The 14,698-nt window shown below is 49.3% G+C and carries 14 protein-coding genes and 1 tRNA gene; 1 reads left to right on the forward strand and 14 read right to left on the reverse strand.

The genetic code is table 11. The annotated features are described in order from the left end of the window. Nucleotides 1–34: 34 nt before the first annotated feature. The 14 genes from phnX to H9Q79_RS06400 all read right to left on the reverse strand — a co-directional run bounded on the left by phnX (nucleotide 35) and on the right by H9Q79_RS06400 (nucleotide 14,319). Nucleotides 35–811 carry a phosphonoacetaldehyde hydrolase gene (gene phnX / locus H9Q79_RS06335; RefSeq protein WP_118646855.1) on the reverse strand — a complete coding sequence of 259 codons (777 nt, stop codon included), beginning with the start codon at nucleotides 809–811 and terminating at the stop codon, nucleotides 35–37. After that, nucleotides 804–1,904, reverse strand: coding sequence for a 2-aminoethylphosphonate--pyruvate transaminase (locus H9Q79_RS06340; RefSeq protein WP_249329449.1), 1,101 nt, complete (start codon nucleotides 1,902–1,904; stop codon nucleotides 804–806). The genes phnX and H9Q79_RS06340 overlap by 8 nt, the downstream gene beginning before the upstream one ends. Nucleotides 1,905–1,920: 16 nt before the next feature. Next, on the reverse strand, nucleotides 1,921–4,572 hold the full coding sequence (locus H9Q79_RS06345; protein WP_408646473.1) for an extracellular solute-binding protein: 2,652 nt from the start codon (nucleotides 4,570–4,572) through the stop codon (nucleotides 1,921–1,923). 10 nt (nucleotides 4,573–4,582) lie between these two features. Beyond that, nucleotides 4,583–5,350, reverse strand: coding sequence for an ABC transporter ATP-binding protein (locus tag H9Q79_RS06350; RefSeq protein WP_249329451.1), 768 nt, complete (start codon nucleotides 5,348–5,350; stop codon nucleotides 4,583–4,585). 176 nt (nucleotides 5,351–5,526) lie between these two features. Continuing rightward, on the reverse strand, nucleotides 5,527–6,396 hold the full coding sequence (locus H9Q79_RS06355; RefSeq protein WP_249329452.1) for a MurR/RpiR family transcriptional regulator: 870 nt from the start codon (nucleotides 6,394–6,396) through the stop codon (nucleotides 5,527–5,529). A 256-nt stretch (nucleotides 6,397–6,652) separates the two neighbouring features. Next, nucleotides 6,653–7,639: a DUF4097 family beta strand repeat-containing protein gene (locus tag H9Q79_RS06360; protein ID WP_249329453.1), complete on the reverse strand. Its 987-nt coding sequence runs from the start codon at nucleotides 7,637–7,639 to the stop codon at nucleotides 6,653–6,655. A gap of 34 nt (nucleotides 7,640–7,673) precedes the next feature. Next, nucleotides 7,674–8,366 (reverse strand): permease prefix domain 1-containing protein, encoded by a 693-nt coding sequence (locus H9Q79_RS06365; protein ID WP_118646861.1) that lies wholly within the window; start codon nucleotides 8,364–8,366, stop codon nucleotides 7,674–7,676. 14 nt (nucleotides 8,367–8,380) lie between these two features. Continuing rightward, on the reverse strand, nucleotides 8,381–8,704 hold the full coding sequence (locus tag H9Q79_RS06370; protein ID WP_118646863.1) for a PadR family transcriptional regulator: 324 nt from the start codon (nucleotides 8,702–8,704) through the stop codon (nucleotides 8,381–8,383). A 121-nt stretch (nucleotides 8,705–8,825) separates the two neighbouring features. Further along, entirely contained in the window at nucleotides 8,826–9,275 is a 450-nt protein-coding gene (locus H9Q79_RS06375; RefSeq protein ID WP_118646865.1) for an N-acetyltransferase, read from the reverse strand. Between the two features lie 149 nt (nucleotides 9,276–9,424). Then, nucleotides 9,425–10,354 carry a homoserine O-acetyltransferase MetA gene (gene metA / locus H9Q79_RS06380; RefSeq protein WP_118646867.1) on the reverse strand — a complete coding sequence of 310 codons (930 nt, stop codon included), beginning with the start codon at nucleotides 10,352–10,354 and terminating at the stop codon, nucleotides 9,425–9,427. Between the two features lie 53 nt (nucleotides 10,355–10,407). Further along, complete coding sequence (gene ligA / locus H9Q79_RS06385) at nucleotides 10,408–12,360, reverse strand: NAD-dependent DNA ligase LigA (RefSeq protein WP_249329454.1); 1,953 nt, start codon at nucleotides 12,358–12,360, stop codon at nucleotides 10,408–10,410. Further along, nucleotides 12,353–13,069, reverse strand: a complete 717-nt coding sequence (locus H9Q79_RS06390) for a pseudouridine synthase (RefSeq protein WP_249329455.1) — start codon at nucleotides 13,067–13,069, stop codon at nucleotides 12,353–12,355. Before H9Q79_RS06390 ends, ligA begins: the two co-directional genes overlap by 8 nt. 200 nt (nucleotides 13,070–13,269) lie before the next feature. Further along, the gene (locus H9Q79_RS06395; RefSeq protein WP_147371481.1) at nucleotides 13,270–14,055 is read right to left on the reverse strand and encodes a hypothetical protein; all 786 of its coding nucleotides are present in this window, start codon (nucleotides 14,053–14,055) and stop codon (nucleotides 13,270–13,272) included. Between the two features lie 191 nt (nucleotides 14,056–14,246). Next, nucleotides 14,247–14,319: transfer RNA gene (locus H9Q79_RS06400), tRNA-Arg, on the reverse strand. Between the two features lie 145 nt (nucleotides 14,320–14,464). On the opposite strand from H9Q79_RS06400, the gene H9Q79_RS06405 reads away from it, so the two are divergent. Then, nucleotides 14,465–14,695, forward strand: coding sequence for a hypothetical protein (locus tag H9Q79_RS06405; protein WP_118646873.1), 231 nt, complete (start codon nucleotides 14,465–14,467; stop codon nucleotides 14,693–14,695). The last annotated feature ends 3 nt before the right edge of the window (nucleotides 14,696–14,698 follow it).

The raw sequence follows: 14,698 nt of genomic DNA on the forward strand, positions 1-14,698 counted from the left end.
CGAGAACATTTTATGTTTTCACCCTCTTCCCTTTTCAGCCTGCCGTCAGCTCATCGGCCAGCTCTTTCAATGTCTTATACACTTTGTCCGCCCCTGCTCTCTCATATACCTCCGCTACTCTTCTGCATTCAGCTTCTCTCCTTTCTTCTGTCATGCTGTTATATTCAGCTTCCGACAATCCCATTTCCGAGCTTCCCACGATCACTCCCGCAGTCCATACCCCCGCGTTCTTTCCTTCCAGGATATCAGCTACTGTATCTCCGATCTTCAGTACCTCGCGGACATTCCGGGCGCCTAAAGCCTCCATGTTACGGAAAATCATATACGGCCAGGGGCGGCCCTTGCCCCCTGTGGAATCAGGGCTGAACCAAACGTCCGGCGCAAAGCCTTTTTTTTCGGCCGCTGTGGTGACAATTTCCATCATCCTGTCTGTATAGCCTGTTGTGGAGCCTATTGCGATTCCCTGCTCTCTCAGGCGCCCTACCGCTTCCAGCGTATCCGGCTTCGGTTCTCCGTACAGATGAAGGATATCCAGCAGTTTTTCTTCAAATATATGAAATAGCTGCCGTACCTCCTCTTCCCCGGGCAGTTTTCCATGGGCCTGCTGCCAGGCTTTTGCAATCCGCTCCATACCGAGCATTGTCCGGATGTGATCTATCTTCAGCATCCCCATGGGCTTTCTCACCTCTTCTATAGTAGGAACCACGCCATATTCCTTAAAAATCTCCATGAATGCCCGAACCGGGGCAAAGCAGCCGTAGTCTACTGTTGTGCCCGCCCAGTCAAAGATAACTGTTTTTATTTCACGCATGCTCCTGTTCCTCCAGAAATTCCTTCATGATCTCATACAGCTTTTCAATATCGTCCGGATAAATTTCTCCGATGTTACCGATCCGGAAGGTTTCAGCCTCTGTGACCTTGCCCGGATAAATCGCGTATCCACGGTCTTTGACATAATGATACATGGCCCCGAAGGAGAATTTTTTATTTTCCGGATAGTAGAAGGTTGTAATAATCGGGCCCTGATGACTCCCTTCTATGTATGGATGGATTCCCAGTTCCTCCATCCTCCGGATCAGCAGACGGTTATTTTCGGAATAACGCCTTTCCCTGGCTGGAATCCCTCCTTCTTCCTCCAATTCCTTCAATGCTTTCGCAAAAGCCAGCACCACATGGGTGGGGGAGGTAAAACGCCATTTTCCATCCACGTCCATAGTTTTCCACTGGTCATACAGATCCAGTGAGAGGCTGCGCGCATTACCCGCGCTGGCCAGGAGCAGGCTTTTCCTCGCTATGATAAAGGAGAACCCGGGAACCCCCTGGATACACTTATTGGCACTGCTGACCAGAAAATCTATCCCCCATTCCGCCACCGGAATATCTATGCCGCCAAAGCTGCTCATGGCATCTACAATGAATACCCGGTTTCGTTCCTTTACAGCTTTCCCCACAGCTTCTATATCGTTCAAAATTCCCGACGTTGTCTCGCTATGTACCATAGAGACATGGGTGATCGCCGGATCTGAATCCAGCCACCCGGCAATGACAGAAGCTTCTGGCACCCGGTCAAAGCGTTCCCTGTAAATTTCATGGGGAATGCCCGCATGTTCCGCGATCTCCCCCATCCTGCCGCCATAGGCCCCGTTCGCCACGACCAGAAGCTTATCCTCCGGACCCGTCACACTGGTCAGGACAGACTCTACCCCGAAGGTTCCGCTTCCCTGCATCAGGACCGCGGTATATTCCTCATCCGTCACATGAGCCAGCTTCAGGAGATTTCTGCGGATTTCCTGAGTGATTTCTTTATAGTCCTCATCCCAGGTACAATGATCAAACATCATTTCCCGCTTTACAGAATCAGTAGTCGTGAGAGGACCTGGCGTCAGTAATTTATAATCTTTCATTACGATCACTCCTTTTCTATTTACATTCTTCCGAAAGTTCCTGGTGTTTCTTCAGAAGCTCCACTGTCAGCGGTTCACTGAAGCTCTTAGGATTTCCTGACTGGTTGGCGCTGTCGGTTTTCTCTCCCTCATACAGCGCTACCGGATAATAAGACTGCAACTCCTCTCTGCCGTTCTGTATGATGCAGGCTGCCATTTCCATGGCCTTTCCATTTGTCTTATCTCCTTTATCTACGACTGCAACTGACTCTGTAAGGGTAAAATTACCCTCCACGGGATCCGCATAGTCAATGGGAAGCCCTTTTGCTTTATCGGCCACAGCCTGCTGGCGAAGCCCGAACCCGACAGCCACCTCCCCGGCGCGAACCTTCTTCAGAGGCGCAGAACCGGAATCCTCTATATGATCTCCCGCATTTTTATAGATCCCCTTCAGGATCTCTTTGGCTCCATCCTCTCCATACTCCGAGATCAACCCCTGGATCAGCAGCCAGGCCGTGGAAGAGGAGGCAACATCCGTCACTGACAGAAAGTCTTCATAGACCGGGTCCGCCAGGCTCTTCAGAGATTCGGGCATCGGGAGACTGTTCTCCTGAAGCATTTCCGTATTCACCAGGATGGTTCCCTCCTGCGCGGTAATCGGTGCACAATAGGATGGGAATTCATCCAGCGTATTTACGTCAAAATCCAGGTCCAGAAACATCTGGTTCAGTTCCTGGGCGCTGTCCACATAGAAGGTGCTCATCGTCACGAGATCTGCTTCTATTTTACTGCCCTCGGCCAGAAGCTTTCCTCCCAGCTCAGAGGTTCCAAAGGTTTGGAACAGGTATTGGTCCTTGAAGCCATGATTGTCCAGGGCATTCTTCATGGCAGTTACCGCTTCATCGTCAGCGTTGGAATAGATGACAACCTTGCCTGAATCCGCACTGCCCCCGCAGCCGGAAAGCCCGGCCACTCCGGCTCCCAGAATCACCGCCAGCGTTACCATAGCTGCTCGTTTCCATACACTCTTTTTACTGTTTTTCATTTTAACTGCTTTCTCCTTTTTATGGTTTTTATTCGCAAGCTTTTGAAATATGCCTTTACATACCAGATTCGTGAATAGAATCAGCAGGGATAATACGAATATCTCATTATATTTATTAAAATACTGCAATTCCTTAATTTTGGTGGTGATGACCATCGTTCTGGCCCCTGCCAGGAAAATAACTGCGCTGACTGTCACCATGGCATTCACAAAGAAATAGCTGAACACCTCTATCAGCGTAGCAAAAGCATTGGGAGTCACCACCCGGAGGATTGTTTTCACCCAGCTATCCCCCATCAGCATTGCCGTCGTTTCCCAGGACGCATTCATTTTGGACAGAGAATTCTTCATCATCAGATACGGAGTGGAAAAAAAATGTACCGTATTACAGATAATCAGAATCAGGAATGTATTCTGAAGAGGGCTCCCCGAAAAACAAAACAGATACGCCAGGCCGATCACCATTCCGGGGATGGTATTGGTGACCAGCGCGATCCCTTCTATAATATTTTTCATAACCGGAGGCACCTTGCTTCTGGCCGTAATCAGCGCCGCCCCATAAGCCATCAGCGTTCCGGCCAGGGCGGTAGCCGCCGCCACCAGAATCGAATTGACATATACCCCTGACAGACTGCTGTCTGCAAACACCGCCCGAACATGTTCCAGCGTAAAGCTGACCTGATAGGGCCAGTCCGATACAAAAGGCACAACAAAGATCACAGCAAAGACCGCGAGCACGCACAGGAGGATCAGGCCGCTGGCTGCCCCGAATACTGCATCCCGTCCTCTGCTTCTCTTCAATTCAATCGCAGAGATCCTGTTGTATCTCACATTATACTTTTCCAAAATGTGCAGCACCGCAATGCTCACGACAGAGGGGATAAGCATGACCAGAGCCACCACCGCCCCATTTCCAAAATCGGGAATGCTGCCCAACATCTCATTATAAAGAACTCCGGCCACCACATTGAATTTTCCCCCCACCGAGGCGGGGATTCCAAAATCCGTAAAACTCAGGAAAAAGGCTTGAATAAAGGATGCTGCCAGCGTCCCTGCCAGCGAGCGCAGAACTGTCATCCGAAAGGTCCGGAATCCGCTGTCCCCCATGAGTCTTGATACGATCACATATTTTTTATCAATATAACCCATCGTATTGTTCAACAGCATGAAGGAAATAGGCAGTGTGTAGATCACATAACCCAGCAGAAGCCCGTTAAATCCGTAAATATTAAAAATCTGGCGCCCGAACAGCCGGGTCAGCAGCCCCTGCTTGCCGAATGAATAAATGATGGCAAAGCCATAGGTGATGGTGGGCAGGAGCATGGGCAGTACCGCGGCTCCCCGCAGGAAAGATTTATATCTGTTTCCTACGTTTGTATAATGGATCGTGTAGGCAAGCACAAAGGCCAGGCCAGTCGTAATCAGAGCGCTGGCGGAGGAAACCAGAAAGCTGTTCCCCAGCGCGTTCAGAAATCCCCGGCCGCCCAAAACTTCTCCATAGTTCTGCAGGGTTACTCCCGTTCCCTGACCGGAAGCAAAAGATTTCAGCAGGAGCTGCACCACCGGTGCGGCCAGAAACATCAGGAATAATGCTGCCAGGACCCAGAATATCACTTTAATTTCTGTCTGTTTTTTACTTTTCATCATTCTGCCCTCATGATACCTGTACGTTCGGGCAGCCTGCGCCGAACAGGGCGAAGATATTATTCTTTTTAATTTCCAGCTGATTCAGTATAAACTTTTTCACAAACTCGTTGCCTGGCTTCTCTATGATATCCCCAGGTCTTCCAAACTGGGCAATTGCCCCCTCGTTCACGATCATCACCCGGTCCGACAGCGTTAAAGCCTCTTCCGGGTCATGTGTCACGATAATCGTAGTGAGATGATACTCCTGGGCGATGGCCCGTATCCGGTCTTTGATTGATTCCTTGATTACCCCGTCCAGAGCACTCAGGGGCTCATCCAATAACAGAATCCTGGGCTTCATGACCATGGTTCTGGCCAAAGCTACCCTCTGCTTCTGTCCGCCGGAAAGCTGATCGATCCTTTTCTTCAGATGCTCCTGCAGCCCCAGAAGCCCGATCAGCTCATCCACCTCTTTCTTCGTTGAAATGGATGGCCGGTTCTTCAGTCCATAGGTTATATTCTGATAGACATTCAGGTTCGGAAACAGGGCATAATCCTGAAAAACGATGTTGAATCCCCGCTTTTCCATGGGGACTTCTGTGATATCCTCGCCGTTGAAATACAGCTTACCGGCATCAATCTCTGTAATCCCCAATATCAGGTTCAGAAGCGTAGTTTTTCCGCATCCGGACGGACCGAGAATGGATACAATTTCACCGTCCTCAATTTCCAGGTTGATATGTTCCAAAATCGTCACTCCGTCGTAAGCTTTTTTAACATTTTCTAATTTCAGCATACTTAAAATCTCCTCATTCTCTGCGGTATGCGCAGGTCCAAAAGCGCCTTTTTATGAGACGGCCTCATTATAGCAAGCGCCATTTTAGAAAACAACAAAATCAATTTCAACTCTTTGTTAGCTCACTGTAAAATCCCATAAAAAAACCGTGTAGTAAATCTACACAGTTTCCGTTTTCATTCATAAGCCTTATCCCTGATTACCCTGCTGCTCTTGTCCAGCCGGCCCGCATACCTGTTGTAATCCGACGCCAGTAGCCCCATATAGATCATGTCCACCAGCAGCAGCTGCGTCGTCCTGGAGAAGATGGCGTCCCCGTAAAACAGCTGTTCCTGAGAAGTGCAAAGAAGAAGATCTGCATACCTGCTGATGAGCGAGTCTTTAAAATTTGTCAGTACGATGGTCACCGCACCGCTTTTTTTAGCCGCTTTCATCACGTCCACCGTATCTCTTGAACATCCCGAGTAGGAAATACCAATTGCCGCATCCCTCCCGGTCAAATTGCTGGCGCTGATCCTCTGGTGGTAATAATCGTCAAAATGGCGGCAGTTAAGCCCCAGATACAAGAGCTTCGTCAGCAAATCACGAGCCGTCACATTGGAATTCTCCACACTGTAAATATCTATGAGTCTGGCGCAGTTCAGCGTTTCAATGATTTTTTCATAGGTTTTCAGGGAAATGCTTTTCAGGTTATCCTCCATGATTTTGGAAGTCGTCCTGACTATTTTCCCTGGAATCTCCGACAGCTTCTCTCCTCCGGTCAGCGAATACCCGTACATGGGCTCCACCGTCCCCTGTTCTTCTGTATTCCTGCGAGCCTCCTCTGCCACCAGCGCATACCGGAACTCCCGGTAGCCGCCATATCCGATCGCCTTTACCATCCTCAGGACCGTGGGCTGGCTCACACCGGAATATTCTGCGAGCCGGTCCAGCGGCAGCTCCGCTAGACGGTTCAAATGCTCCAGAATATAATCTGCGGCTATTTTTTCAGATTTTCTCAGATCTCCGTACTTTTCTTCAATCCGCAGCGCAATTCCATTTCTCATCCCTCTGTCCCCCGGCATGTAAGTTTTCTACAAAATACCCCGGCTAATCAGCCGTCTGAAACGGCTGCGCCTCTTGGTTTCCCCGGCATCCAACTACGTTAAATCTCTGTAAATTCTTAATTTTTGTTCGCCGAAGACTCTTCCCATTTTTTCCATTATAAAAGCAAAAAGAAACGGCGGATATCCGATTTCCGAAAAATTCTCGTAAATTCTTCGTAAAATCCATATCCACCGCCCGAAAACCCGGCCTGCCGCATCAGTTCAGCGTAATATCACCGCTTCCGGTATCCAGGCTTATCAGATACTCCGGTTTCTCTCCAAAGCTTCCTGTCGCTTCCGTTCCCTTTTTATTGTAAGACAAACCGCTGTCCATCTTTCCCCCGATATCGCCTGAATGGGTCGTTGCCTGCAGCGTGAAGGATTTTTCCTCCAGGCCAGTAATCCTTATGTCCCCGCTTCCGGTCCTCGCGTCGATCCCTCCGCCGATACGATCCAGGAACAGGTCGCCGCTTCCCGCCTGGCTCTTCACATCTCCCGTGCTGTCCGCTATCTGCTGTTCTCCGGAACCTGTCTCAGATATCACATTTCCTTTAATCCCGGTAATATTCACATCTCCGGAACCAGTCAGCACATCCAGATCCCCTTCGATCTGGTTCAGATTCAGATTACCGCTGCCCGACCTGCAGGTGACTGTCTTACCACCGATTCTCAGCAGTGTGACGTCGCCGCTTCCAACGGTGACAGACAAGTCGCCTGCCTTGCTGTCAGACATGGTGACATTGCCGCTGCCCGTCTTGATGTTCAATGATCCCCGGAACTTTGCCGGAATTCCAATCTTCACATAACGGATGCCAGTTCCGAAATTCAGAAATCCTATGGCGTAGAAGCTTTTCCCTTCCTCCACGGACAGGGTGCCATTCTTTGTATCATTCTGTATTTTGGCCAAATTCTCTTCCTCCGGCTTGCCCGCCATGTATTCGGAAACGGTAAAGCTGCCGGTTTCACTGGTTTCAAAAATCAGGTCGGCCGAACGGTAGGTAATTGAAATCTCCGAATAACCAGTGACGTCTAACTCCTGTTCATTGACCAGCTTAGCGTCTCCGGAAGAAAAACTAAAGCTAAAATTCTTCCAAAACTCACGTGCTCCCGTCCCGCCCAGTGTAATCATCCAGATCATCACTCCAACCATGGAAGCGATCAGAACACATAAGACCGCTATTAATATTCCCTTCCCTTTTTTCATATACAAAACCTCTCAATCCCCACTATTTAGCTTTTTACTGATTATGATTCATCAGCAGATTTACAACAGTCTGTACGCAGGGTGCGATCAGCCAGATCAGCCAGGTGATATACCATGCGCCGGTTCCAAAGCTGATGAGGAAATAGAGAATTGTTGCAATCAGCCAGATCACAGAACTTACCGCGTTCTTCACTTCCTTGTTCCTCGTATTGCCGCTCTTCCACTCTTTGAACTCTTCCACCAGCGTGTCGTCCTGCTTCTGATATTTCGGATACATATTGGAGCAGTAGACCATAATACCCGTAGCAACCGCAGAAAAGATCAGCATGACAATAAATCCAATCAGCCCGAACATATCCTCGCCTTCTCCGAATCCAATACCGATTGCTATGATCAACATCCAGACGGCAAAGCCCACAATATAGAGGCTGATTCCCACCGCATGGAGAAACGCCCGTTTCTTCCTGTCCCCGAGAGGTTCCATTGCAGACCGGCCGCTATAATCCTGAGCACCGTTATCCGCAAACTCACGGAACAGTTCTCTCACATCTCCCACCGAATCCAGCGCGCACTGATAGGCATCCTCTTCCCGATACCCCTGACGGATCAGATCATCGTACCGCTCTTCCATATTGCCGATCAGCTCTTCCTTCAACTCCAGCACCTTCCTCGTCTTGGTCACGTCCTTCAGCAAATCGTCCATGAAGGCTCTTATTTTTTCTTTCATCTCTATGATCCTCCTCACTTCAACAATTTATCAATCAGCTCTCTGGCTTCCGTCCAGTCCTGCTTATATGCAGCATAGGCAGTCTTCCCTGATTCTGTAATAGAATAATACCTTCTTCGGGCGCCTGTGTTCTGGTCACCCCAGTAGGTGCTGATGTATCCGGCCTTCTCCAACCTGCGAAAGGCTGTATACAGTGTAGCTTCCTTCAATTCATACCGGTTATCTGTCTTTTCCAGTATATCTTTATTGATCTGATAGCCGTAGCTGTCACTGTCCATCAGATGTGATAAAATAATCGCTTCCGTATGTCCTCTCAATATGTCGGCTGTAATGGACATTGATATACCTCCCTTCTTTTGTTACATCATAAATCATTATACCTCATCTGTCAATGTATTTCACATAAAAAAAGAAAATTGTGCGAGTCAAGCCAATTTTCTTTTTTTCCTGGTGTATTCCCTAGCGAGCTATATCCCACGCCGTCTGCTCTCCGGTATAATCCATCTGAAACTCTGTCTCGCCTGTTTCTTCATCTACCAGTTTTTCCCTTACTATAAACCCTTCTCTCCGGTAAAAACTGACAGCCCGTTCATTTTTTTCATAGACTTGCAGCGTAAGCGTTGATTTCCTAAGTTTCACATAATCCAGAAGCTGTTTTCCGATCCCCATGGACCGTGAACGGAAATCTACAAATATTCCGGCGATATACGGCCCATCCGCTCCTATAAACCCCTTTATCTCTCCATTTTCTTCATAAACATATACCTCGGCCCTGGGAAGCAGCTTTCTGACCTCCCGATAATGACCTTTCCAATATTCCTCTTTTATAAAAGCATGTGCCTGCTCATTGCTCTGGAGCCACAATTCCATAACCTGGTCCAGGTCTGCTTCCCTCAGTTCTCTGATCATGACCTATCATTTCCTTTCATTGTGAGACACACATCTATTTAAAATAATGAAAGCCGTAAAGCTTACGCCTTGCGACTTTCCCAGGAAAACGATGTTCAAAATGTTATTCCGTACTTCACAAATTCTCCTCGCATCCCATAAATGCGCCATTATTTCCCGAATTCCGGCGCCCCGTACAGGTTATAGGGAGTGATCTGATATACGTAATAATTGAGCCAGTTCATGTACAGATTCGCCGAATGCGCCCGCCACATCAGCAGCGGCCTGCTGGAGGGGTCGTCGTTTTTGTAATAATTCTTCGGGAGCGCAATCTCCATTCCCTTCTCTGCGTCTCTTTTATACTCTCCGTCCAATGTCACGCGGTCGTATTCCGGATGGCCCTGGATGAAGATCTTCCGGCCGTCGTCAGACATGCCCAGGAAGAAGCCTGCCTCGTCTGATTCCGCCAGGACGGTGATCTTCTCACAGGCCTTGACTTCCTCCAGGTTAACCTCTGTATGTCTGGAATGGGGCGCGAGGAATATATCGTCAAACCCCCGGACAAGAGGAATCTTCCGGTCGTTCACCTTATGCCAGAACAGCCCGAACATCTTTTCCGGCAGGATACGCTTCCTGATTCCATAAAAATAATACATGGCCGCCTGCGCTCCCCAGCACTGATACATAGTAGAGGTCACATGGGTCTCCGTCCAGTCCATGATCTTGGTCAGCTCGTCCCAGAAGTCGACCTCTTCAAACTCCAGAAATTCAATGGGCGCTCCCGTAATGATCATCCCGTCAAAATAGTCTTTCTTGATGTCCTCGAAATGGATATAAAATTTATTCAAATGACTGACAGACGTGTTCTTCGGGGCATGAGACGATACCATCAGAAAAGTAACGTCAATCTGCAGCGGAGAATTCGACAGACAGCGCAAAATCTGCAGTTCCGTCTCTTCTTTCAGGGGCATCAGATTCAGGATCAGGATCTGCAGCGGGCGGATATCCTGGTGAAGGGCGCGGATCTCATCCATGACAAAAATATTTTCCTTCTCCAGAATCTCTTTGGCCGGCAGGTCGCTTTGTATTTTAATAGGCATCTATTTCTTTCCCCTTTCGTTCAGCTTTCACCAGTATAACACAATTCCCTGGTTCATTCCAGCATCTTCATAAAATCTTCTTCCGACAGAATGGGGATTTCCAGTTCCCTGGCTTTTTTGTTCTTTGAGGAATTGGAAGCCGTATCATTATTGATCAGATAAGTCGTCTTAGAGGTGACGCTTCCTGTCACCTTGCCCCCCTGCTCCTCGATCCGATCCTTAAGCGCATTCCGGTTCGGAAAATGGGACAGGCTTCCCGTGATGACAAAGGTCATACCCTGCAGCTTCTGCGGCCCTTCCCCTTTGCTTTCTTCCTGGATATTCAGATGAGGCAGCAGCCGGTCAAACATCTCACCGTGCCGTTCCTTCTTCCACCAGTCCGTGAAACTGGCTCCAATGACGCCGCCAATTCCGTCAATGGCACTCAGCTCTTCCACTGTCGCGTTCCGTATCTGATCCAGATCTCCGTCAAAAGCTCTGCAGATCAGCTTCGCGTTAGCCAGGCCGATGTTAGGGATGCCCATTCCGTAGATCACCCGGGAAAGGGTGGTATCCCGCGCCTTCTGGATTCCCTGCCAAAGCTTTTCATATGATTTTTCTCCAAAACCGTCCATCGCCACAATCGTCTCACGGTGGCGGTCCAGCTCGAAAATGTCCGCATAATCGTGTACCAGTCCGTGCGCCATAAATTTTTCCAGCGTTGCCTCCGACATCCCGTCAATATTCATCGCATCCCGGCTTACAAACAGGGTAAAGGCCTTCATCGCCTTAGCCGGACAGCCTGGATTCGTACAGATAAGCGTCTCCACCCCATTCGTATCAGAGATCTGCGTGTTCTCCCCGCAGGCCGGGCAGTTGTCCGGTATGCCCTTTACGCCGCTGCGCGTCTCATTTTCCGCGATCTGCGGAATAATCATGTTGGCCTTGTACACCTCGATCTCATCACCGATCCCCAGCTCCAGTTCCTTCATGATGCTGATATTGTGGACGCTGGCTCTGGATACCGTGGTGCCCTCCAGCTCCACAGGCTCAAAGATCGCAATGGGATTAATCAGGCCGGTCCTCGACGGGCTCCATTCAATTTCCAGCAGCCGGGTCTTTTTCTTCTCATCCGCCCATTTGAACGCATAGGCATTTCTGGGAAATTTTGCCGTCGTTCCAAGGGAATCGCCGTAAGCGATATCATCATAGATCGCCACCAGGCCGTCAGAGGGAAAATCATTTACCGCGATCTTCGCTGAAAAATATTCCATGGCCTCATCCAGGCTTTTTCCATCCACTACTCTGTATTCCACCGTCTCAAATCCCTGGGAGGAAAGCCAGTCCATCTGCTCCTGGCGCGAATTATGGAAATCCACTCCTTCTGCTTTTACCAGGGCAAAGGCCCAGAAATGTACCCTTCTTCTGGCCGTAATTTCATTGTTCAGCTGACGTACAGAACCGCTGCAGAGATTCCTGGGGTTCTTATACCGGGCGTCCACATCCTCGATCTCTTCGTTGATCTTTTCAAAGTCTGAGTAGGTGATGAAAGCTTCTCCCCTCAGAATCAGTTCCCCTCTGCAGGGAATCTGCAATGGGAGATTTGCGAATACGCGGGCATTGTTCGTCACTACTTCTCCCACAATCCCGTTTCCTCTTGTGACCGCCTTGTCCAGCCGTCCGTCCCGGTAAGTCAAAACGATCGTCAGACCGTCCATCTTCCAGGACAGCAGCGTTTTCCTGTCCCCGATGAAGGAGCGCAATGCTTCCAGATCTTTCGTCTTATCCAATGAGAGCATGGGACTCTCGTGAACCTCCTTGGGCAGTTCATCCACCGCCTCAAATCCCACATTTACCGTAGGTGAATTGGCCAGTACCATGCCTGTCTTCTGCTCCAGCTCTTCCAGCTCATCGTATAATTTATCATATTCGTAATTGCTCATCAGCTCCCGGTCTTCCGCATAATATGCCCGGGCAGCCTCGTTCAGCTTATCAACAAGCTCTTTCATTCTCTTCGCATCATCCATGTTTGATCTCCTGCCTTTTCACAGTCTCCTGAAGCTTTTGCAATTCCGCCTCCGTCAGCTCCCGGTATTCGCCGGGCCGCAGGCCGTCCAGCGTCAGATTCACGACTCTGACCCGTTTCAGGGTACAGACGTGATAGCCTTCCGCTTCACACATTCTCCGTATCTGCCGGTTTAACCCCTGGGTCAGAATGATCCGGAAGCTCTTTTCCCCGGTGCGAACGGCCTGGCAGGGCCGGGTTGTCACTCCCAGCTCTTCCAGATAGATACCTTTCTTCATTATTTCCAGAAAAGAATCTTTTATTTTCCTGTCCACAGACACTTCGTATTCTTTTTCATGGCAGTTTCTCGCCCTCATCATCCGGTCTATCAGCTCCCCGTCATCTGTCAGAAGCAGCAGCCCCTCTGATTCTTTATCCAGGCGGCCCGCATAGGTGATCCGCTTCGGGTAGTCCAGAAAGTCCGTCAGATTATTCTTTTCATCCCTGTCCGACGTACAGACGATTCCTCTGGGCTTATAAAATCTCAGATAGACCTTCTGCTCTTCCAGATGCACCTCCCGTCCGTTGACGCATACATGGTCTGACGCTTCCACCTGCATTCCGGCGGCAGCCTGACGGCCGTTCACCGTGACACATCCCTTTTCCACAAGACGGTCTGCTTCACGCCTGGAACACAGGCCGCAGCCGCTCAAATATTTATTAATCCTCATACGATACCTTCCGTCAAAGGAAGGCTGTCTCAAAACCTTCTTCTGTTTTAAGACAGCCTTCGACCATTCCCTGTTCATTTACTATGAAAGCCCCGGCCGGCAGCCATGAAACGGAGCATGCTTCCATGCGGAGACTCATAGATTCCACTTATTTAAGATAACTCCCGGACAACAGCTCCACAGGGCAGCAGGCTTGTCCGTCAGTTTAAGCTGCTCACATATGCCTTCAGATCCGCATGTGCGTTCAAAACGTTCTCATAATCTTCCTGAGTATCTGCTATCAGCTGTTTCACGTCTTCCTTCTCCAGGATCTGGCTGATATAGCCGTTCACGGTTTCTTCAGTCACCTCAGAAGCAATACACAGCTTTCCATCCTCTTTCTTATATAAATACAGCTGAGTCAGAGCGGGAATCTCCGTATCATAGCCTCTATATTTATAATTATAAGAAGCGAATGCCACATACGTATCCTTCTCCGGACCCGGATAGGTGTACACCGTGATACCGCTGTATGATTCAATCAACTGGTTATTCTCCACCGCAGCTTTGTCTTCCTCTGTCAGCTGGTCCACGAAGGCTGACAGCGTGTCTGCGTCCCGGCCTGCCAAAGCATTAAAATAGCCGACCACTACCTCCGTTACACCATTGCCCGCTGCCGTCAGCTTCTCTGGTTCCTCGCTAGGCGTCGGCGTTGCCGTAGGCGTAGCTGTGGCCTCCGGCGTGGCTGTTGCTTCAGGCGTATCCGTGACTTTTGGCGCGGCTGTTGGCTCCGGACTGCCCTCCGGCTGTTCCTGGCTGGTACTCTTCTGCGATGGCTGGTCCTCATTGCTGTTCAGATGTGAGGATATTACCCTCACGCCAAAAATTACGGCAGCAACGATAGCGATAATCGCTACAATCAAAATAATATACCGCAGGTTATCAGAAATCCATTCTCTGACCGGATTCCCCTTATTCACTGGCTTCTTATCCTTGTTATCTTCCATATAACTGCTCCCCTTATCATCCCCTGTGAGCATCCCACGGCTTCCTGTACGAGCTGGAAAACACTTCACAAATTCTACCCGATCATGCGGCAGCCGCCGTCCCAATGTGCCGGCCTGTCCCCTTAGCTTGCTGCCCGCATAAATGAAAACAGCCGGATAAATATGAATTTATCCGGCTGTTTAAGGCAAACCGCGTCTGGAGGGATTCGAACCCCCGACACACGGTACCGGAAACCGTTGCTCTATCCCCTGAGCTACAAACGCTGATTCGCTGTCACCTGTTTTTTGACAACAATAAAATAATATCACATACCACAAAAATTGTCAACGGTGCATAAAAAATCAGCAAATCTGCCATACTAACCGGGACAGAGAATAAAAATGATACTTCCAGTGAAAGGAGTTTATTATGGGATTAGAAGATGGAATTAAAAAGACTTTTCTGGCCGGCGTAGGCGCGGTGGCCACCACTGCAGAAGCTGCAAAACAGGTTGTTGACACGCTGGCAAAAAAAGGAGAACAGGCCGTTGAACAGGGCAAGGCCATGAAAGAAGCCGTAAAAGAAGCAAAAGAAAACGCAAAAAGCCAGTATTCACAGAACCAGACATCCAGTTCCTCGGATGCATCCGATACATTTTAAAAT

Origin of the sequence: Wansuia hejianensis, from assembly GCF_014337215.1 — a bacterium.
Classification (GTDB): Bacteria; Bacillota; Clostridia; order Lachnospirales; family Lachnospiraceae; genus Scatomonas; species Scatomonas hejianensis.

What these genes read in the sequence shown, in the direction of transcription:
- phnX (WP_118646855.1), bottom strand. Translation starts at nt 811, where the DNA reads ATGCGTGAAATAAAAACAGTTATCTTTGACTGGGCGGGCACAACAGTA.
- H9Q79_RS06340 (WP_249329449.1), bottom strand. Translation starts at nt 1,904, where the DNA reads ATGAAAGATTATAAATTACTGACGCCAGGTCCTCTCACGACTACTGAT.
- H9Q79_RS06345 (WP_408646473.1), bottom strand. Translation starts at nt 4,572, where the DNA reads ATGAAAAGTAAAAAACAGACAGAAATTAAAGTGATATTCTGGGTCCTG.
- H9Q79_RS06350 (WP_249329451.1), bottom strand. Translation starts at nt 5,350, where the DNA reads ATGCTGAAATTAGAAAATGTTAAAAAAGCTTACGACGGAGTGACGATT.
- H9Q79_RS06355 (WP_249329452.1), bottom strand. Translation starts at nt 6,396, where the DNA reads ATGAGAAATGGAATTGCGCTGCGGATTGAAGAAAAGTACGGAGATCTG.
- H9Q79_RS06360 (WP_249329453.1), bottom strand. Translation starts at nt 7,639, where the DNA reads ATGAAAAAAGGGAAGGGAATATTAATAGCGGTCTTATGTGTTCTGATC.
- H9Q79_RS06365 (WP_118646861.1), bottom strand. Translation starts at nt 8,366, where the DNA reads ATGAAAGAAAAAATAAGAGCCTTCATGGACGATTTGCTGAAGGACGTG.
- H9Q79_RS06370 (WP_118646863.1), bottom strand. Translation starts at nt 8,704, where the DNA reads ATGTCCATTACAGCCGACATATTGAGAGGACATACGGAAGCGATTATT.
- H9Q79_RS06375 (WP_118646865.1), bottom strand. Translation starts at nt 9,275, where the DNA reads ATGATCAGAGAACTGAGGGAAGCAGACCTGGACCAGGTTATGGAATTG.
- metA (WP_118646867.1), bottom strand. Translation starts at nt 10,354, where the DNA reads ATGCCTATTAAAATACAAAGCGACCTGCCGGCCAAAGAGATTCTGGAG.
- ligA (WP_249329454.1), bottom strand. Translation starts at nt 12,360, where the DNA reads ATGGATGATGCGAAGAGAATGAAAGAGCTTGTTGATAAGCTGAACGAG.
- H9Q79_RS06390 (WP_249329455.1), bottom strand. Translation starts at nt 13,069, where the DNA reads ATGAGGATTAATAAATATTTGAGCGGCTGCGGCCTGTGTTCCAGGCGT.
- H9Q79_RS06395 (WP_147371481.1), bottom strand. Translation starts at nt 14,055, where the DNA reads ATGGAAGATAACAAGGATAAGAAGCCAGTGAATAAGGGGAATCCGGTC.
- H9Q79_RS06405 (WP_118646873.1), top strand. Translation starts at nt 14,465, where the DNA reads ATGGGATTAGAAGATGGAATTAAAAAGACTTTTCTGGCCGGCGTAGGC.